We start from the raw sequence: 16,949 nt of genomic DNA, 5'->3' as shown, positions 1-16,949 counted from the left end.
GTAAGGAGACGATCACATGACTACACCTTATAGACACGAACCATTTACAGATTTCAGCCAGAAAGAAAATCAAGAGGCTTTTGAAAAGGCTCTTCAAACAGTGAATCAAGAATGGCTAGGAAAAGAGTACCCACTCATTATTAACGGTGAGCGTATTACGACAGATGCGAAGATCGTTTCATACAATCCGGCGAAAAAGGATGAAGTGATCGGCAGTGTTTCAAAGGCAACAAAGGAGCTGGCGGAGAAAGCGATTGAGGCAGCGGCAACGGCATTTGAAACGTGGAGATATACAAAAGCGGAAGAACGTGCCAATATCCTGTTTCGTGCTGCAGCTAGTATTCGTCGCAAGAAGCATGAGTTCTCAGCATTGCTTGTGAAAGAAGCGGGTAAGCCTTGGAAAGAGGCTGATGCAGATACAGCAGAGGCGATTGATTTCCTTGAGTACTACGCAAGACAAATGATTGAGATTGCAAATGGCAAACCGATTAATAGTCGCGAAGGGGAGTACAACCAGTACATCTATACGCCAACGGGTGTGACGGTATCTATTCCACCTTGGAACTTCTTATTTGCCATTATGGCCGGGATTACAGTGGCTCCACTTGTTTCTGGGAACACGGTTGTCCTAAAGCCTGCGAGTGCGACACCAATCATTGCAGCTCGTTTTGTTGAAGTCTTAGAAGAAGCAGGCGTACCAAAGGGTGTCATTAACTTTGTACCTGGAAGTGGATCTGAGGTAGGAGATACGCTTGTTGATCATCCAAAAACAAGCATTATTACGTTTACAGGATCTCGTGAAGTCGGTACACGTATTTTTGAACGTGCAGCCGTCGTGCAGCCTGGACAGCAACACCTAAAGCAAGTGATTGCAGAGATGGGTGGAAAAGATACGATCATTGTGGACAAAGACGGGGATGTGGAGCTTGCTGCACAGTCGATCTTTACGTCTGCCTTTGGCTTTGCTGGTCAGAAATGTTCAGCTGGTTCAAGAGCCGTTGTACACGAAGACGTATATGATGCGGTTGTTGAGCGTGTTGTTGAGATTACAGAAGAACAAATTACGGGTAACCCTGAGAGTCATTCTACGTATATGGGGCCGGTTATCGATGCGGCTTCCTATGAAAAAATCATGGGTTACATTGAGATTGGAAAAGAAGAAGGTCGTCTCGTAAGTGGCGGAACAGGTGATGATTCAAAAGGATTCTTCATCCAGCCAACCATCTTTGCAGATGTTGATGCAGAAGCAAAGATCATGCAAGAAGAGATCTTTGGACCCGTTCTAGCGTTTTCAAAGGTTGCGAGCTTTGATGAGGCGCTTCAGGTAGCAAATAATACAGAATACGGCTTAACAGGTGCGGTCATTACAAATAATCGTTCGCATATTGAGCGTGCAAAGCAGGAATTCCATGTAGGGAATCTGTATTTTAACCGCAATTGCACAGGTGCGATTGTTGGATACCATCCATTTGGTGGTTTCAAGATGTCTGGTACAGATTCTAAGGCAGGCGGACCAGATTATCTAACACTACACATGAACGCTAAAACAGTAAGTGAAACCTACTAAGTCAATCTAAATACGAAGAACGAGTCGGATTTATTCCGTCTCGTTCTTTTGGTATACTAGTTGAGATTGTTTAACTGGAGGGGTTCTGTGAATTCATATTTAATAAGTTCGATTATTATATACATGGTGGCCATGATTCTCATTGGGTATTATGCATACAAACGTACAACGTCCCATTCAGACTACATGCTTGGTGGCAGAGGGCTATCGCCTGGTGTTGCCGCACTTAGTGCAGGAGCATCCGATATGAGCGGGTGGCTCCTAATGGGGTTACCTGGAGCGATTTTTGATCAAGGATTTCGTGCAGCATGGATTGCAATAGGTTTAACACTTGGTGCCTACATTAACTGGTTGTATGTCGCGCCGAGACTCCGAACCTTTACGGAAGTGGCGAATAACTCAATTACCATACCTGGTTATTTTGAAAATCGATTTGGAGATCGGACGAGAGTGCTCCGGATCTTTTCAAGTCTTGTCATTTTAATCTTTTTTATCTTCTATATTGCCTCAGGAATGGTAGCTGGGGGCGTGATTTTTAACGAGGTTCTAGGCTTTAGCTATTCAACAGGTGTCCTTGTATTAGTTGGCGTGACACTGATCTATACGTTGATTGGTGGATTTCTGGCTGCGAGCTGGACTGATGTAGTGCAAGGGATGATTATGATGACGGCACTCGTTCTCGTACCGCTTGTCACCCTCATAACCATTGGTGGACCAACTGAGGTTGTAACTGAAGTTCGTACGATTGACCCGAGTATGCTTAATCTGTTTACCGGAGCAAGCGCAGTAGGGATTATTTCCTTTCTTGGATGGGGGCTAGGCTACTTTGGCCAGCCACACATTATTGTCCGGTTTATGGCATTATCTTCATCAAAGGGAGCAAAAAAGGCAAGGCATATTGGAATGAGCTGGATGATTATTTCCTTGCTGGGAGCAGTGTTTACTGGACTCATTGGATTGGCTTATTACAGCCAGCAAGGCATGACGATTGCTGACTCGGAAACAATCTTTATTCAACTCGGCACAATTTTATTTCATCCAATAATCACAGGCTTCATCTTATCTGCGCTACTGGCAGCGGTTATGAGTACGATTTCTTCACAATTACTCGTAACATCAAGCTCTCTCACGGACGATTTGTACAAAACATTCTTTAAACGCTCAGCCTCTGAAAAAGAATTAATCTTTGTGGGTCGCTTAGCTGTGTTTATCGTCACAGGCTGTTCATTAAGTATTGCTTGGGTCCAGCCTGATACGATCCTTGATATGGTGGCCTACGCGTGGGCAGGGTTTGGTGCATCATTCGGGCCGGTTGTGCTACTAAGCTTGTTCTGGCGCAGAATGAACACATGGGGAGCACTCACTGGGATGATATCTGGCGCAGTTACTGTTGTTCTTTGGTCGGAATTTGGTTTAGGTGACGTTCTATATGAAATTATTCCTGGATTTGCTGTTAGTGTGCTGATGATTTATGTCGTTAGTTTAATAACAGCAGCACCATCATCAAAGGTTGTAAAGCAATTTGATGAAGTAAAACGATTGTCTTCTTAGCGAAAAAAGGCCGGGACATAACATGAATGTAGCAAGTAAAGCACGAACGTAGCACCAAATCCGCTACAGGAGAATCCCTCCGCTTGTTCAAATAAAAACACCGATGGCGAATGATTCGATTGTAGAATCATTCGCCATTTTTCATTGATTTTTAGTTTTATCCCAGGCTTTTTTGTATAGACGAGCGCTTTCATCCTCTATACAACAAGAATCAATCAACGTATGATGAAGGTAAACGTGATGTAGGGGGATCGTGGGATGGACAAGTCTCTAAATCAGCTTGAGTCATTAACTGAAATGAGCGATATTATTGATTTCACAAGCAAAGAATTAAAACGACCGATCGTTCTTGAAAGCTCAGACTTTTCATTAGCTGCCTATCATTCCTATCATATTAATCAATTTGATCTCGCAAACCAACAAACGATTTTCTCAAAAAAGTGTCCACAGCATATTTATGATACCTTCCTTGAAAGAGGGATTATTGAGAAGCTTCAGGAGAGCAAGGATCGTTTTACAGTTGGCCCGATTGAAGAGATTGGATTAAACACAAGAATTGTTAAGACCATTCGCTATCAGAATGAAATCCAAGGCTATATTTGGCTCCAAGAATATCAAAACCCTTTAACAGAAAATGAGCTTACTTTTTTTGAAGCGGCCATCAATCATCTTGCAAAGACGATGCACGAGAATCAGGTGATTAAGCTCTCTAAGAGTAAATCAGTGGATGATGTCTATCAAGCAGCCTTAAGTGGAAGAGTCACTTCCAAACGAACGTTACAGGAACGAGCGTATAGAGAAGGGATTCCGTATACACGACTTCAGGTGGTAACCATTTTTGTTCAAGAAGAAGGCGCACCTCTCTCAAAAAGAGTGGAGGCACTTAGAAAACTCGCGTTGCCAAACAGTTATGTTTTAAGCTTCAACGGGCATGTGATTATCTTAACAGGAGAGCAGCCAACACCTTTTACGATCATCAGTATGCTAAATGCTCTGAAACAAGAAATGACGGACGAGGCCTATTCGAATATGTGGATGGGAATTAGCAGGTCCTGTTTAAATGTAAGTGAATTAGCAAGAGGCTATGACGAAGCCCTTCAAGTGACGAAGGTTGCAGATCTATTGGGAGAGCAGCCCGTGGACCGTCGTGAGTTTGCGCAGCTAGGGATGCTTCGCTATATCGACGTGCTGGCGGGTGCTCAGGAGGAAACAAAGTATCAAAATCCTGATTTGGTCATTCTTGAACGCAAAGACTCAAGCAGTCAAACTGAATTTATCAAAACGATCGAACTCTATTTATTGAATAACTGTCGGGTGAAGGCAACATCGGAGCAGTTGTTTATTCACCCAAATACGTTATCATATCGTTTAAAGCAAATTCAAGAGCTGACTGCCATCCGATTTGATCAGTTTAATCTGAACTGCCAGCTCTTAATTGATATCATGGTCATGAAAAAAAGACGCAGAGATCAAAGTTTATAAGGGGAGCCACTCCACTAAGACTGCATAGTCATGCGACTCTTCGTCCTTTACATAGTTTGGTAAAATTGAGATGGGACGTAACCCTTGCTTTAACATAAATGTAAGGACTAGATCGGTGCGTTCACCCGACACGACCGCTTGAACATATTCTTCAACTGAAAGCGTGTGTGAGCATTGATGGAAGCCAGGGATACGACAAGCAGCCACAAATCGTTTAAGGCCAAGCTCACGAACGGTTTGTTTACGTGCTGCATATAGGGCTTGAGCCACGCCACTCCCGCGCATACTTGGTCTTACACATAAATCAATGCCGTACAAGGTGTCTCCATTCGGATTATGACTTCCTTGTATGTAACCGGAATCAGATATCTCTTCCCACGTATGGGGCTTGCCGTCAAAAGTGACGATAAGCGAAGTGGCGGAGCCGGCCGGGACGCCTTCTACTTCCGCAATCAACCCTCCTCCAGGAAAGGTATCAGTATGGCTTTGAATGTGATCCTTTTGCCACCATAGCTCCTCAGGAAATGGAGGAGGAAAGGCTTTTTCTTGGATCGTTCGTAACGAGGGGTAATCAGCCATTGTATAAGGTCGTACACGGACATTTTTCATATGTATGCAAACACCTCCATTCTTTTATACTAATAGAAATGAGCATTCAATGACAGTTTGATGGAATGAAATTCTTTGGATAAAAGGTATGGTAATCTTAAAGGAAAGACGAGAGAGGACGATTGTGAATGGTTAAGTTATTTTTACTAATTGGAAGTATTGTGATGGCACTTGGAGTTGGGATCGGAGCGTTTGGTGCCCACGGACTTGAGCCGAGAATTTCAGAACGAATGCTAAAAAACTACCAGACCGGTGTTCAATATCATATGATTCACGGCTTAGGTATCATCGCCGTTGCACTAGCAGGAATGAAAATGACGTCATCTGCCCTTTTAACGGGAGCCGGATGGGCATTTGTAATTGGAATTATCTTTTTCTCAGGTAGTCTATATGCTATGGCGCTGACAGGCATTACAAAGCTTGGAGCGATCACACCGATTGGAGGTCTTGCTTTTATCATAGGCTGGATTTTAATTGGTACGTTTGCCGTGCGCTCTCTATAACAAATAAAAATAGCGAACCTTCCACTATAATGGAACGTTCGCTATTTTTGTATGTTACCGAGGAGAATACGTACCGATGTCTGAGCTCTGTTGGCCAAAAGGATACGAATACGTAATCGGTTCATCAAACGTCACCCAATCTAAGTTAACCATCAGAAGAAGGTAGCTCTCTCCCGTTTCAGGGTTACTAACAATAATGTGATCTCGGCCGGCTTCTTCTAATCGCCCGCGGAATACACGCGCATTCCACTCATCATTGTTCTCAAATGTCTGATGAACAACCACATTTTTTCCACGATTTAAGCGGAGTATATTCTCGATAAACGACTGTTCAATTGGAAGTGATGCTCCGCCCTCTGCCGGCGTAGCTCCCGCCTGAGCTTGTTGGGCAAAGCCTGGTGTTTGGTAGTTCTGTGCTGAGAAATACGGCTCAGGACCCTGTTGGCCTTGCTGACCCTGCTGTGGTTGTTGACGATAATATCCTTGATCATAGTACCCATTCTGGTAATTCCAAGGTTGCTGATACATACACATGCCTCCTTAAGTATTTAAAAAGTGGAAAAGACCTCAGCGCATTCAGCCTGAGTAGGAATGTAAAAACAGTGCGACTTATACCTTCCCGAATTCACCTGACCATACCATGTGGCTGGACAATCACCTGCAGGCTTAAAAAACCATAATGCATTGTCAGCAGGATAAAAGCGTTCTCCATTGATTAACCGCCTTGCCAATCGTTTGTCGCGTTCTCTTGCACGTTGATAGAAGTACCCTTTTTGAACAGCCTCAAAGCCACCAGGTGACTGAAAAGCAACCTGAGGAATCGTGTTGACATTGCCAAAATCCGAACAACTCACTCGTGCCCGGTTTACCATCACATTCCCTGCCATCAACATTCCCTGTTCGCCTTCACCCTCAGCCTCTGCTCTCATTAGACGAGCCAACACATCAATATCACTTGAAGATGCCTTAATAACAGCCATCTCACACCTCCGTATGACTTTAAATCAACATCCCTCTAACTGTATGAATGAAAGGATGAAAATATGAATTGTTCAAAAAAATAAAAAAAGACCCTTGCACATTTTATATACACACTGTTATAGTGTATATAAAGATATACACACTATAACACTAAATATTAGGAGGATGGCTATGTCAGAGAGGCAGCAGGTTTGGAAGTTGATGATGTTTGAGATTAGAAATTTTAAACCAACTCAATTGCTGAAATTCGTATTATATATGGGGTTATCGTTAACTTTCTTAAAGGTTGTTTTTGAAACTCCCGGTTCTATGTGGGCATTAGATTTCTTAATTATTCCGGTAAGTTGGGTGCTCCATATGGGGGTAAGAAGAAAGGCGTTTTATCTTTCTTATAATAAGGGAAGCTTATATGCCACTCCCTTACAAATTATTTTGAGAACAATGCCCTTTTCAATAAACACCATTATTAAAGCAAGATTGTTTCTATTTCTATCTCTTAATATCATAGTTCAAACCATTTTGGTACTTATTTTATTCACGATACTTCCTGCTACTATTCAGGAGCTTACTCCATTACCCGCTTGGATTATTGTTTGGAATGTACTAACTATTGTAATAGCTTGTTCAATTGTCATAGGAGAGGCAGGAGCAAGTTATTCCAAAGTGTACCTTTTTGTTTTTAATGTGATTACCATCATTTTATTGTTTGCCCTACATTGGTTGGTTCAATTGTACTTGGGTTCTGGTATCGTGTCTGAAATTTATTATTACACAGCATATCATCCAGTGACTGCCTCAGTGATTGCTTTGATCGTACTCGTTATCACAACTCTGTTAGCGTTTTATTACATGAAACAATACATGTGTAAGGTGGATTATCATGTGTGATCATACAAAGGAGGTTAGCATATGAAACTTCCAATTAAAATTGAAGATTCAAGCCGTTCGCCCATTTATCATCAAATCGAAGAACAAATCAAAGCTCTGATTATTTCAGGTCATTTGGAACCTGGTGCAAGCCTTCCATCTATACGTGCTTTATCGAAAGAACTTTCCTGTAGTGTTATCACAACTAAACGAGCGTATCACAACCTTGAAGAGAAGGGGATGATCCGGACCATGCAAGGAAAAGGAACCTTTGTTGCCGAAGTAGATACAGGGATGAAGCAGTTAGAAAAGGTTGAGACAGTTGAGCGGGGTTTCATGAAAGCCATTAGTATAGGAAGACAGCACCATTATTCAGATACTGAGCTATTAAGCTTGTTCAAGACACTATTGAATAAATAGGAGGGGAATATGAAACCGATTATTTTATCAAACGTAAAGAAGAGCATTGAAAACCGACAAGTGTTAAATATTCAAGCGATGGGACTTGAACCCGGAAGTATCAATGCGTTAGTTGGAAATAATGGATCTGGAAAAACAACGCTCTTAAATGTTCTTACAGGATTGGTAAATGTGGATTCCGGAAACGTAAATAGATTTAAAGAAACTACTTGGGAAGAAGAATGGAAACAGAAACTGGCTTTTATACCACAGGAGTTAGGGCCGCATTCTTACTTTTCGTTAAAAGAACTTGCTTATCTTGAACAAATTGCCTACACAGGTTGGGATCATGTTCTCTTCAACCGATTAGTAACCGAATTCGACCTCCCTTTAAAGAAGAAGCTCGATAAGCTCTCTGTCGGGATGCGAAAAAAAGCAATGACGGCATTAGCATTATCGAGGCCCTCGAAGCTATTAGTTATGGATGAACCACTGGCAGGTGTCGACATTAGTGGGCAGGAGCAATTAAAGAGAGAGTGGATTTCTTATCTAGAGGCAGATGAAGAGAGGACGATCTTGTTTTCTACCCATACGCCAAGTGAGATCGGGGAGATGGCAGACTATATTCACGTACTGAAGAAGGGCGAGCTTGAGGGGCCTTTTGAAAAAGACACACTCAGCGAACAGTATGCGTACATTTGGGTCGAACACGCACCAGGACTTTCAAGCATTCCAGGAGTAAAGCGAGTGCAGACTACCGGCAACACGTCCATGCTTCTAACGGAAGATCGTTTTGCAACAGAAGAAGCGTTAGCAGTAGCGCGCTATGAAGTTCAACAGGTTCAAGCTCTTAACATCACTGACATTTTAAGAGCAAAATTAGAAGGAAATGAAGGAGTGAGCGTATGACTTTATCCATTGATCACGTGTCAAAGCAGTTCGGTCAGCATCAAGCGGTGAAAGACATTTCGATTCATGTACCTAAAGGTGACATTTTTGGAATGCTCGGAGCAAATGGAGCGGGGAAAACAACAACGTTCCGAATGATTCTTGGGCTTCTGGACCCATCAGATGGAACGATTACTTGGGATGGTCAGAAGATCGATTATAGCCGTACTAGCTTAGTGGGGTACTTACCTGAAGAACGAGGACTTTACCCAAAGCTAACAGTAAAGGAACAGCTCCTTTACCTGGGACGATTAAAAGGAATGAAAAAGACGGACATCTTAAAAGCGACCAAACAGTGGCTAGAGACCTTTAAGGTGCCAGAATATGAAAACAAAAAGATTGAGGAGCTTTCAAAAGGGAATCAGCAAAAAATTCAATTCATCGCTGCAATCCTGCATAATCCGGAATTGGTCATTCTAGATGAGCCGTTCAGTGGATTAGATCCTTTAAATGTCGACCTTCTGAAAAAAGCCGTCATCGAATTAAAAAACGCAGGCTCAACAATTATCTTTTCCAGTCACCGGATGGAGCATGTAGAGGAGTTATGTGAACATCTGTGTATCATGCATAAGGGAAAACCAGTTGTTCATGGAAAGCTGAAAGAAATTAAACAAGATTTCGGAAAGAAGAATGTGTTGATTCGCGCCGATTATTCGCTTGATTTCTTGCAGGAACAACCAGGTGTGACGAAATTTGAAGCCTTCCCAAATGGAGCACGTGTTCAAGTGGATGGGATGGAAGCGGCAAAATCATTGTTTCAGCAAATCACACAAAAAGGATTTGTTGAACGCTTTGAAGTAGAAGAACCAAGCTTACACGACATATTCGTTGAGAAAGTGGGGACCTCATATGAATAATTTTTGGACAGTCACTATGCATACGTTTACGAACCGTTTAAAGACAAAAGCGTTTATGATTACTACCATTATTACGATTCTGGTGATTGCAGGTTTCTTAAATGTTGATCGAATCTTTGAAGCGTTCTCTGGTGAAGGGGATGGTGCAGAATCCATTGCTGTTGTTGGTGACCAAGAAGAAATTGCAGAAATTGTGACTCAAGAGTTATCTGCTCAAGAATTCGAAGCGACAAATGAATCGGCGCAACAGGGAGAGCCAAGCGAGGTTCTTGAAGAAACAGAATCAGATTATGTACTCAGCTTACAAACGGATGAGTCCGGCCAACTATCGGCCTTATTATATGCCAATGATGTATCAACAAGTGTGGCAAACGAAGTGGAAACAACGGTGCAGCGTGTAAAAGAATCTGTTGCAACACTAGAGCTAGGACTTGATGAAGCGCAGTTGGCTTCCATTTATGCTCCAATCTCTTTTGATACTGAATCTGCAGAGTCTTCTCTCACTCCTGATCGTACAGAAGAAGAAACGTCTCAAGCTCAGACGATCGTGTATATACTCCTATTCGTTATTTATTTGGCAGTCATTGTCTATGGAACGATGATTGCGACGGAGGTAGCAACGGAAAAATCATCGCGTGTCATGGAGATTCTTGTGTCGAGTGTTCATCCAATCGTGCAGATGTTTGGGAAGATTGTAGGGATTGGATTAACAGCCTTACTTCAACTTGTGATCCTTTTAATCGGTGCGGGACTAGGTCTTTTAATCAGAGGTTCAACAGAAGATAGCTTTATATCAGAGCTTCTCGGATCGAACATTCCATATGACTTAGTTGGTTATGCACTCATTTTCTTAGTTCTCGGCTTCTTACTATACGGTAGTATTGCAGCGATGCTTGGCTCTTTAGTAAGCCGTGTAGAAGATGTGAACACATTGATTCAACCACTCATTTATATGGTGATGATTGCATTCTTTATTGCGATCTTTGGCTTAAACAATCCAGAGTCAATGCTGGTTACGGTTACTTCATGGATACCATTTTTCTCACCGATTATCATGTTCCTGCGTTTAGGTCTACTAGCCATTCCTTTATGGGAAGTCATTCTTTCCTTTGGAGTGATGATTGTTTCGATCATCGTCTTTAGCTTATTTGCAGCCAACGTTTACAAAGGTGGCGTCATTATGTATGGCAGCAATTCATTATTCAAAGGAATTAAAGCTGCGTTATCGCTTTCAAAAAAATAAGCAAAAGCCAAAAAAGCATTTTGAGAACGTAGGACATGTGTGGTACGATGAGACTATTGCGTAAAGGGTAGGAGGTGAGCAGGTGTGATTGAATTACTTTTAGAGATGATGATGATTGGTGCGATTTTATTAATTGGATTATACATGCTGGCAGCGTTCGCTAGAATTAATCTTGCTTTTAATCATCACAAAATTAGATCGAACCAACTGAAAGAACGACTCGTGACGATCTATAGCTCTAGAGTAGATCCACCTGTTTGTCCTATGTCGGTCACCTATCGTCCGAAGATACCGTCGATTTATGATCAATATGGCTCTGATGATGAAGCTCCATCCCTTGTGGTAGCAGCTTAAAATCAAAAATGCGTATAACCAACAAGGAGGAATTTTCATTTTGAAGAAGTCACATATTATCATGTTAACAATGGCCTTATTAATGGTTGTCTTGTCCGCTTGTTCACCTATGGAGCAAGCACCAATTACAGCTGAAACAGAAGGATTTTGGAGTCACTTTTTTGTATACCCAATGTCTTGGCTTATTACAACAGTAGCCGTATTCTTTAATAACAACTATGGTCTATCCATTATCATTACAACGATTTTGATCCGTTGTGTGTTACTGCCACTTGTATTAAAGCAACAAAAAAGTACACGTAAAATGCAGTTGCTACGCCCAGAAATGCAAGAAATTCAAGAAAGAATGAAAAAGAAAAAGGGAGATCCAAAAGCTCAGCAAGAAGTTCAAAGAGAAATGATGGGCTTGTATCAAAAGCATGGAGTAAATCCATTAGCCGGATGTTTACCGATTCTTGTACAATTCCCAATCATCATGGCATTCTACTTTGCGATTATTCGTACGGAAGAAATTAGAGCCCATGAGTTCCTATGGTTTAACTTAGGACAACCTGACTATGTATTACCGGTTATTGCGGCAATCACGACTTTCTTCCAGTTTAAAATGTCGATGAGCCAAATGCAGCAAATGCCAACAGTAGAAGGTATGCCAAACCCAATGAACATCTTACTGTATGTAATGCCAGTTATGATCATCATTGCCGGTGTAACGCTACCTTCAGCCCTTTCCCTTTATTGGGTAATCGGAAACATCTTTATGATCATCCAAACATACTTTGTAGTCATTCGCCCGAACGCAAAGCTTGCAGAGTTAGAAACGAAGTAAGTATGAAGACCACTGAGGGGAACTCAGTGGTCTTTTTTGTGCGTGATTAGGGAGTGTCGTGCGTGAGGCATGTGAAGTCGCGCAGAAAGAGGGAGGGTCGCGCACTCTCCACGCAAAGTCGCGCAGAAAGAAGGGAGGTCGAGCACGGTCCATACAAAGTCGCGCAAAAAGAAGGGAGGTCGAGCACTCCCCATGCAAAGTCGCGCAGAAAGGGAGGAGGTCGCGCACGAACGCCGCAAAGTCGCGCAAAAAGAAAGAACCTCGCGCACTTCCGCCACAATCTCGCGCAAAAGGATTCCGCCCGCACCTTCCCACACTCAAACCCAGCTCACACAAAAAAAGCGAGCCCCGCGGCTCGCTTTCTCATTTCTATCCCAAATCCTTAAACATAAAGGTACTTGGACAGCTGCTCTTTCTTAAGTAACGATCCTACGTAAAACGATCCAAATTCTCCGTATCGCGCCGATACCTCGTCAAAACGCATTTCATAGACAAGCTTTTTAAATTGAAGGACATCTTCAGCAAATAGTGTAACGCCCCATTCCCAATCGTCAAAGCCGACAGAGCCAGAGATGATTTGTTTTACTTTACCTGCATACCCTCGGCCAATCATACCGTGACTGCGCATAAGGGAGCGACGCTCGTCCATATCAAGCATATACCAGTTATCGTTCCCGTCGCGGCGTTTATCCATTGGATAGAAGCATACGTAAGGGGCATCTGTTAATGTAGGGTACAATCTTGAGCGAACGTGAGGGTTTTGGTAAGGATCCTCGTCGCTGTCACCTGCAAGATAATTACTAAGCTCTACAACCGATACGTACGAATACGATGGAAGTGTAAACTCAGCAAATCTGGTTTTATTAAAGGCGTTTTCAAGTTCATTTAGTTCTTTCATCGTTGGACGCATAAGCATGATCATCAGGTCAGCTTTTTGACCGAGGATGGAGTACACTGTATGTGTTCCTGAATCTGTTGAGATTGCTTCTTCCCAATTGGAAAGGAGTGTTTGCAGTTCGCTAATGATTTGTTCGCGTTCTTCGCTTGGCACCTGTTTCCATGAAGTCCAATCAATTCTTCGGAAATCATGTAGAACATACCAACCGTCAAGTGTCTTTGCTGCTTCGTTCATTTCACTTACCTCCTAAGTCCAATCACTGACTATTCCATCCTTACATTATCATATTTCCAATTGGGAATACATCTTTTGAAACGAAACGCACATAAAAAAGGGCTGTTTCGAAAAAAATAATTGTAAGCGATGTATGCCAAATACCGCATGACTGTAAGCGTATTCCCTCTCTCGCTTTTTTAAGTTGCAAAAATGACAATCTTGTGTATGCCTGTTCCTTTTTAAAGAAAACAGGGGTATGCTAAGGGTATAACGGGTATGAATAAAGTAAAGGGGGGTTTGGCATGAGCGATTTGTTTACTCAAATTAAAGAACAGGTCCAACAACATCAGCCAACCATTGTATTTCCAGAAGGTACAGACGAACGTATTTTGAAGGCAGCTGTCAGATTGACAGAAGAGCGTGTAGTAAAGCCAATTTTAATTGGTGCGCCAGAAGCCATTAAAGAAGTAGCAACGAAAGAAGGAATTGAACTTTCTTCAGACATTACAATAGAGAACCCAGCAGACTATGCAGAATTCGATGCGATGGTAGAAGCATTTGTTGCTCGTCGCAAAGGAAAAGAAACCGAAGAAAGTGCACGCAAGGTCCTTCTTGATGTGAACTACTTTGGAACGATGCTTGTCTATATGGATAAAGCAGAAGGACTTGTAAGTGGTGCAGCTCATTCAACGGGTGACACGGTACGTCCTGCTCTTCAAATCATCAAAACACAACCAGGTATCAAGCGTACGTCTGGAGTATTTGTCATGGTGAAAGAAGATCAGAAGTTTGTATTCGGTGATTGCGCGATTAACATTGCTCCTAATGCAGAAGAGCTTTCTGAGATTGCCATTGCAACAGCTGAAACAGCTAAATTATTTGATATTGATCCAAAAGTAGCGATGCTTAGCTTCTCAACACTTGGATCTGCGTCTTCACAAGAGACACAAAAAGTATCAGAAGCAACAAAAATTGCTCAAGCAGCACGTCCTGACTTAGTGATTGATGGAGAATTCCAATTTGATGCAGCGTTTGTTCCAGCTGTTGCTCAAAAGAAAGCTCCGAATTCACCACTTCAAGGACAAGCAAATGTATTCATCTTCCCAAGCCTTGAGTCAGGTAACCTAGGTTACAAAATTGCTCAACGTCTTGGTGGATACGATGCAATTGGACCAATCCTACAAGGGTTAAACAAACCAGTGAACGATCTTTCACGTGGATGTGACGCTGATGATGTCTTTAAATTAAGCTTAATCACAGCGATGCAAGCAATCAACCAACGTGTCACGGTTTAATAGGAACCTAAAAAACGCAGCGATCTAATCGCTGCGTTTTTTCTATGGGGCGAGACAACGCTCGTGACGCTGTGTCACGCGTTCGAGCTGCTGTTCAAATACACGTTGTTCGTCTTCACTTGGTTCAGAAGGGTTAATCGTTGCTCCGAGTTGCTCCATCGCTTGTTTGGCAAGGTCAAGCACATAAGGCACTGTTAGTGCTTCTACCGTCAATTCTTCAAGAGAGGCCATTGTTTCTGGCCGAATGTCTGGTACCTCATAGCGAGCGTCACCGTTTTTTAACGCCTCTTTATAGAACTGTCTGATCACCTCAGCGCGATCAGATCCACTTCCTGTAACGCATAGATAGATTTGTACGGCTACACCACCTCGGGTTCGCCTTTGTGAGATGCCTGCAAATTTCTGATTGTTGATACTAAGATCGTAACTGCCCGGACAATAAGAGCCAACAATTTCACGCGCCTCAATTTTTTCCCGAAACGCTGGGAACATTGAACGAATGAGCTCAAGCATTAAGTCGTACCCCGCATTAATCGACCAGCCCTTCATTTCCTGAAAGATGAGTGATAGATTAAGCACACCCTCGTCCAGCATAACAGCAAGTCCACCGGAGTTTCTGACGATGGACTGGTATTCTGGAGATAGAAAATCAATTCCTTCTTGAATATATGGAAGCCTTGAGTCTTGAGTGCCAAGAACAACGGTATCGTAATGTACCCATGCCCTGAACGCTGCGGCCCCAGTGTCTCCTACGGACTGACATAACATATCATCAAAGGCAAAGGATTCAAGCGCACTATAGCCTGAACCATTCTGAGTATGATCAAAATATCGCCAGGTTTTTACAAAATCCTGCTGATTTCTGACTGAATTCATAAAAAATTTCTCCCTTTTCTCTTACGGTCATTAGCCTATTATACCATGTTCCAAACAGGCTATCACATGATTGATAGGGATTATTTTACATTGATTGACTGTGAAGGTGTGTTATACAATGGCAATTATCTTTTTATAAATAGATATTTAACGCAGATGGAAAAATGTTTCAATTTTCTTTTAAGAGGGTATCAATGAATTAATATTCATTGGTGAAGGGAGCACAAAGATGAATTTAACGGTAAAAATATTAATTGGTCTTTTAGTTGGTGCGGTAACTGGTGTTATTTTTAATATCTTTGCACCTGATGCTTTTCAATATGTGGATACATATTTTTTCGATCCAGTTGGGACGATTTTTCTTAACTTGATTATGATGATTGTTGTTCCGCTCGTATTTTTCTCCATTGCATTGGGAGCGGCTGGAATGGGTGATCCAAAGAAGCTTGGGAGAATCGGTGGGAAAACAGTTGGATTTTTCTTAATTACCACTGCTATTGCTTTAGCCATTGGTTTATCCATTGCATTAATTGTTCAACCAGGTGATGAAGGGTTGCTTGGCGAAGGAGATCAAAATTATACGGCAGAAGAAGCGCCTCCGATTATGGAGACGATCACAAATATCATTCCTTCTAATCCAATTGAAGCAATGGCTTCTGGAGAGATGCTTCAAATTATCGCCTTCTCACTATTCGTGGGGATTGCGCTTGCGATCTTAGGAGATAAGGTAAAGGGAATAACAAAGCTGTTTGAACAGGGTAATGAGATTATGATGTACCTTGTTGGAGTCATTATGAAGGTTGCTCCATACGGCGCAGGTGCACTCATTGCCTCTGCATTAGGAAGTGCGGGAATTGGTGCAATGAGATCACTCGCGATGTATATGCTTTGTGTGATTGGAGCTTTAATTATTCATAGCATCGTGACATACGGAGGAGCAGTAGCGGTCTTCGGTAAGATGAATCCTGTTAAATTTTACAAAGGATTCTTCCCGGCGATTGCGATGGGCTTCAGCTTATCTAGTAGTAACGGGACGCTACCACTATCTATGAAATCTGCACAAGAAAACCTAGGTGTATCAAAGACGGTATCAAGCTTTGTACAGCCACTCGGAGCCACCATCAACATGGATGGAACGGCTATTATGCAGGCAATTGCGACCGTTTTTATTGCTCAGGTATATGGAATAACATTAGATGTGCCTGACCTATTAACCATTGTCTTAACAGCCACTTTAGCAAGTATCGGTACAGCAGGAGTACCTGGTGTAGGGATGATCATGCTAGCGATGGTCTTAACATCTGTTGGCCTTCCGCCAGAAGGGATCGCTCTTGTTATTGGGGTTGACCGTATTCTAGATATGATGAGAACGTCAGTCAACATTACAGGGGACGCTGTATGTGCTGTTATTGTGGACCACGGAGAACGCAAAAATGGTCACATTGACGAAGATAAAGAGATGCAAGCTACCTCTTAA

The 16,949-nt window shown here is 42.3% G+C and carries 18 protein-coding genes; 13 read left to right on the top strand and 5 right to left on the bottom strand.

The features are described from left to right. The first annotated feature begins 16 nt into the window (after window positions 1–16). The 3 genes from pruA (at window position 17) to NSQ54_17850 (ending at window position 4,600) form a co-directional block, all read left to right on the top strand. Window positions 17–1,567, top strand: a complete 1,551-nt coding sequence (gene pruA, locus NSQ54_17860; GenBank protein WYP26171.1) for an L-glutamate gamma-semialdehyde dehydrogenase — start codon at window positions 17–19, stop codon at window positions 1,565–1,567. A 123-nt stretch (window positions 1,568–1,690) separates the two neighbouring features. Beyond that, window positions 1,691–3,118: a sodium/proline symporter PutP gene (putP, locus tag NSQ54_17855; GenBank protein ID WYP28585.1), complete on the top strand. Its 1,428-nt coding sequence runs from the start codon at window positions 1,691–1,693 to the stop codon at window positions 3,116–3,118. Window positions 3,119–3,376: 258 nt separating this feature from the next. Further along, window positions 3,377–4,600: a helix-turn-helix domain-containing protein gene (locus NSQ54_17850; protein WYP26170.1), complete on the top strand. Its 1,224-nt coding sequence runs from the start codon at window positions 3,377–3,379 to the stop codon at window positions 4,598–4,600. On the opposite strand, the gene NSQ54_17845 is transcribed toward NSQ54_17850, so the two are convergent. Continuing rightward, on the bottom strand, window positions 4,595–5,209 hold the full coding sequence (locus NSQ54_17845; GenBank protein WYP26169.1) for a GNAT family N-acetyltransferase: 615 nt from the start codon (window positions 5,207–5,209) through the stop codon (window positions 4,595–4,597). The genes NSQ54_17850 and NSQ54_17845 overlap by 6 nt on opposite strands. Before the next feature lie 128 nt (window positions 5,210–5,337). Between NSQ54_17845 and NSQ54_17840 the strand changes: the two genes are divergently transcribed. Next, entirely contained in the window at window positions 5,338–5,712 is a 375-nt protein-coding gene (locus NSQ54_17840) for a DUF423 domain-containing protein (GenBank protein ID WYP26168.1), read from the top strand. 54 nt (window positions 5,713–5,766) lie between these two features. On the opposite strand, the gene gerQ is transcribed toward NSQ54_17840, so the two are convergent. Further along, window positions 5,767–6,240, bottom strand: a complete 474-nt coding sequence (gene gerQ, locus NSQ54_17835) for a spore coat protein GerQ (GenBank protein ID WYP26167.1) — start codon at window positions 6,238–6,240, stop codon at window positions 5,767–5,769. A 20-nt stretch (window positions 6,241–6,260) separates the two neighbouring features. After that, window positions 6,261–6,692, bottom strand: a complete 432-nt coding sequence (locus tag NSQ54_17830) for a cell wall hydrolase (protein ID WYP26166.1) — start codon at window positions 6,690–6,692, stop codon at window positions 6,261–6,263. 172 nt (window positions 6,693–6,864) lie between these two features. On the opposite strand from NSQ54_17830, the gene NSQ54_17825 reads away from it, so the two are divergent. The 7 genes from NSQ54_17825 to yidC all read left to right on the top strand — a co-directional run bounded on the left by NSQ54_17825 (window position 6,865) and on the right by yidC (window position 12,187). After that, on the top strand, window positions 6,865–7,581 hold the full coding sequence (locus NSQ54_17825; GenBank protein ID WYP26165.1) for a hypothetical protein: 717 nt from the start codon (window positions 6,865–6,867) through the stop codon (window positions 7,579–7,581). 21 nt (window positions 7,582–7,602) lie between these two features. After that, window positions 7,603–7,980, top strand: coding sequence for a GntR family transcriptional regulator (locus NSQ54_17820; GenBank protein WYP26164.1), 378 nt, complete (start codon window positions 7,603–7,605; stop codon window positions 7,978–7,980). Window positions 7,981–7,989: 9 nt separating this feature from the next. Beyond that, a complete protein-coding gene (locus tag NSQ54_17815; protein ID WYP26163.1) occupies window positions 7,990–8,868 on the top strand; it encodes an ABC transporter ATP-binding protein in 879 nt (292 codons plus the stop codon). Next, window positions 8,865–9,764, top strand: coding sequence for an ABC transporter ATP-binding protein (locus tag NSQ54_17810; GenBank protein ID WYP26162.1), 900 nt, complete (start codon window positions 8,865–8,867; stop codon window positions 9,762–9,764). The genes NSQ54_17815 and NSQ54_17810 overlap by 4 nt, the downstream gene beginning before the upstream one ends. Continuing rightward, on the top strand, window positions 9,757–11,007 hold the full coding sequence (locus tag NSQ54_17805; protein ID WYP26161.1) for an ABC transporter permease: 1,251 nt from the start codon (window positions 9,757–9,759) through the stop codon (window positions 11,005–11,007). Before NSQ54_17810 ends, NSQ54_17805 begins: the two co-directional genes overlap by 8 nt. An 84-nt stretch (window positions 11,008–11,091) precedes the next feature. After that, entirely contained in the window at window positions 11,092–11,361 is a 270-nt protein-coding gene (locus tag NSQ54_17800; GenBank protein WYP26160.1) for a hypothetical protein, read from the top strand. Window positions 11,362–11,401: 40 nt separating this feature from the next. Beyond that, window positions 11,402–12,187, top strand: coding sequence for a membrane protein insertase YidC (yidC, locus tag NSQ54_17795; GenBank protein WYP26159.1), 786 nt, complete (start codon window positions 11,402–11,404; stop codon window positions 12,185–12,187). Window positions 12,188–12,569: 382 nt separating this feature from the next. Here the strand turns inward: yidC and hemQ are convergent, their stop codons facing one another. After that, a complete protein-coding gene (hemQ, locus tag NSQ54_17790; protein ID WYP26158.1) occupies window positions 12,570–13,319 on the bottom strand; it encodes a hydrogen peroxide-dependent heme synthase in 750 nt (249 codons plus the stop codon). Window positions 13,320–13,603: 284 nt separating this feature from the next. Here hemQ and pta point away from each other — a divergent pair, with 284 nt between their 5' ends. Next, window positions 13,604–14,596 carry a phosphate acetyltransferase gene (gene pta / locus NSQ54_17785; protein ID WYP26157.1) on the top strand — a complete coding sequence of 331 codons (993 nt, stop codon included), beginning with the start codon at window positions 13,604–13,606 and terminating at the stop codon, window positions 14,594–14,596. Between the two features lie 42 nt (window positions 14,597–14,638). Here the strand turns inward: pta and NSQ54_17780 are convergent, their stop codons facing one another. Beyond that, window positions 14,639–15,472, bottom strand: coding sequence for a lipoate--protein ligase family protein (locus NSQ54_17780; protein ID WYP26156.1), 834 nt, complete (start codon window positions 15,470–15,472; stop codon window positions 14,639–14,641). A gap of 229 nt (window positions 15,473–15,701) precedes the next feature. Here NSQ54_17780 and NSQ54_17775 point away from each other — a divergent pair, with 229 nt between their 5' ends. Further along, entirely contained in the window at window positions 15,702–16,949 is a 1,248-nt protein-coding gene (locus NSQ54_17775) for a dicarboxylate/amino acid:cation symporter (GenBank protein ID WYP26155.1), read from the top strand.

Origin of the sequence: Alkalihalobacillus sp. FSL W8-0930, from assembly GCA_037965595.1 — a bacterium.
Lineage (GTDB): Bacteria > Bacillota > Bacilli > Bacillales > Bacillaceae_D > Alkalicoccobacillus.
The sequence above is the reverse complement of the archived record's forward strand: the minus strand, read 5'-3'. Positions and strand labels throughout refer to the sequence as shown.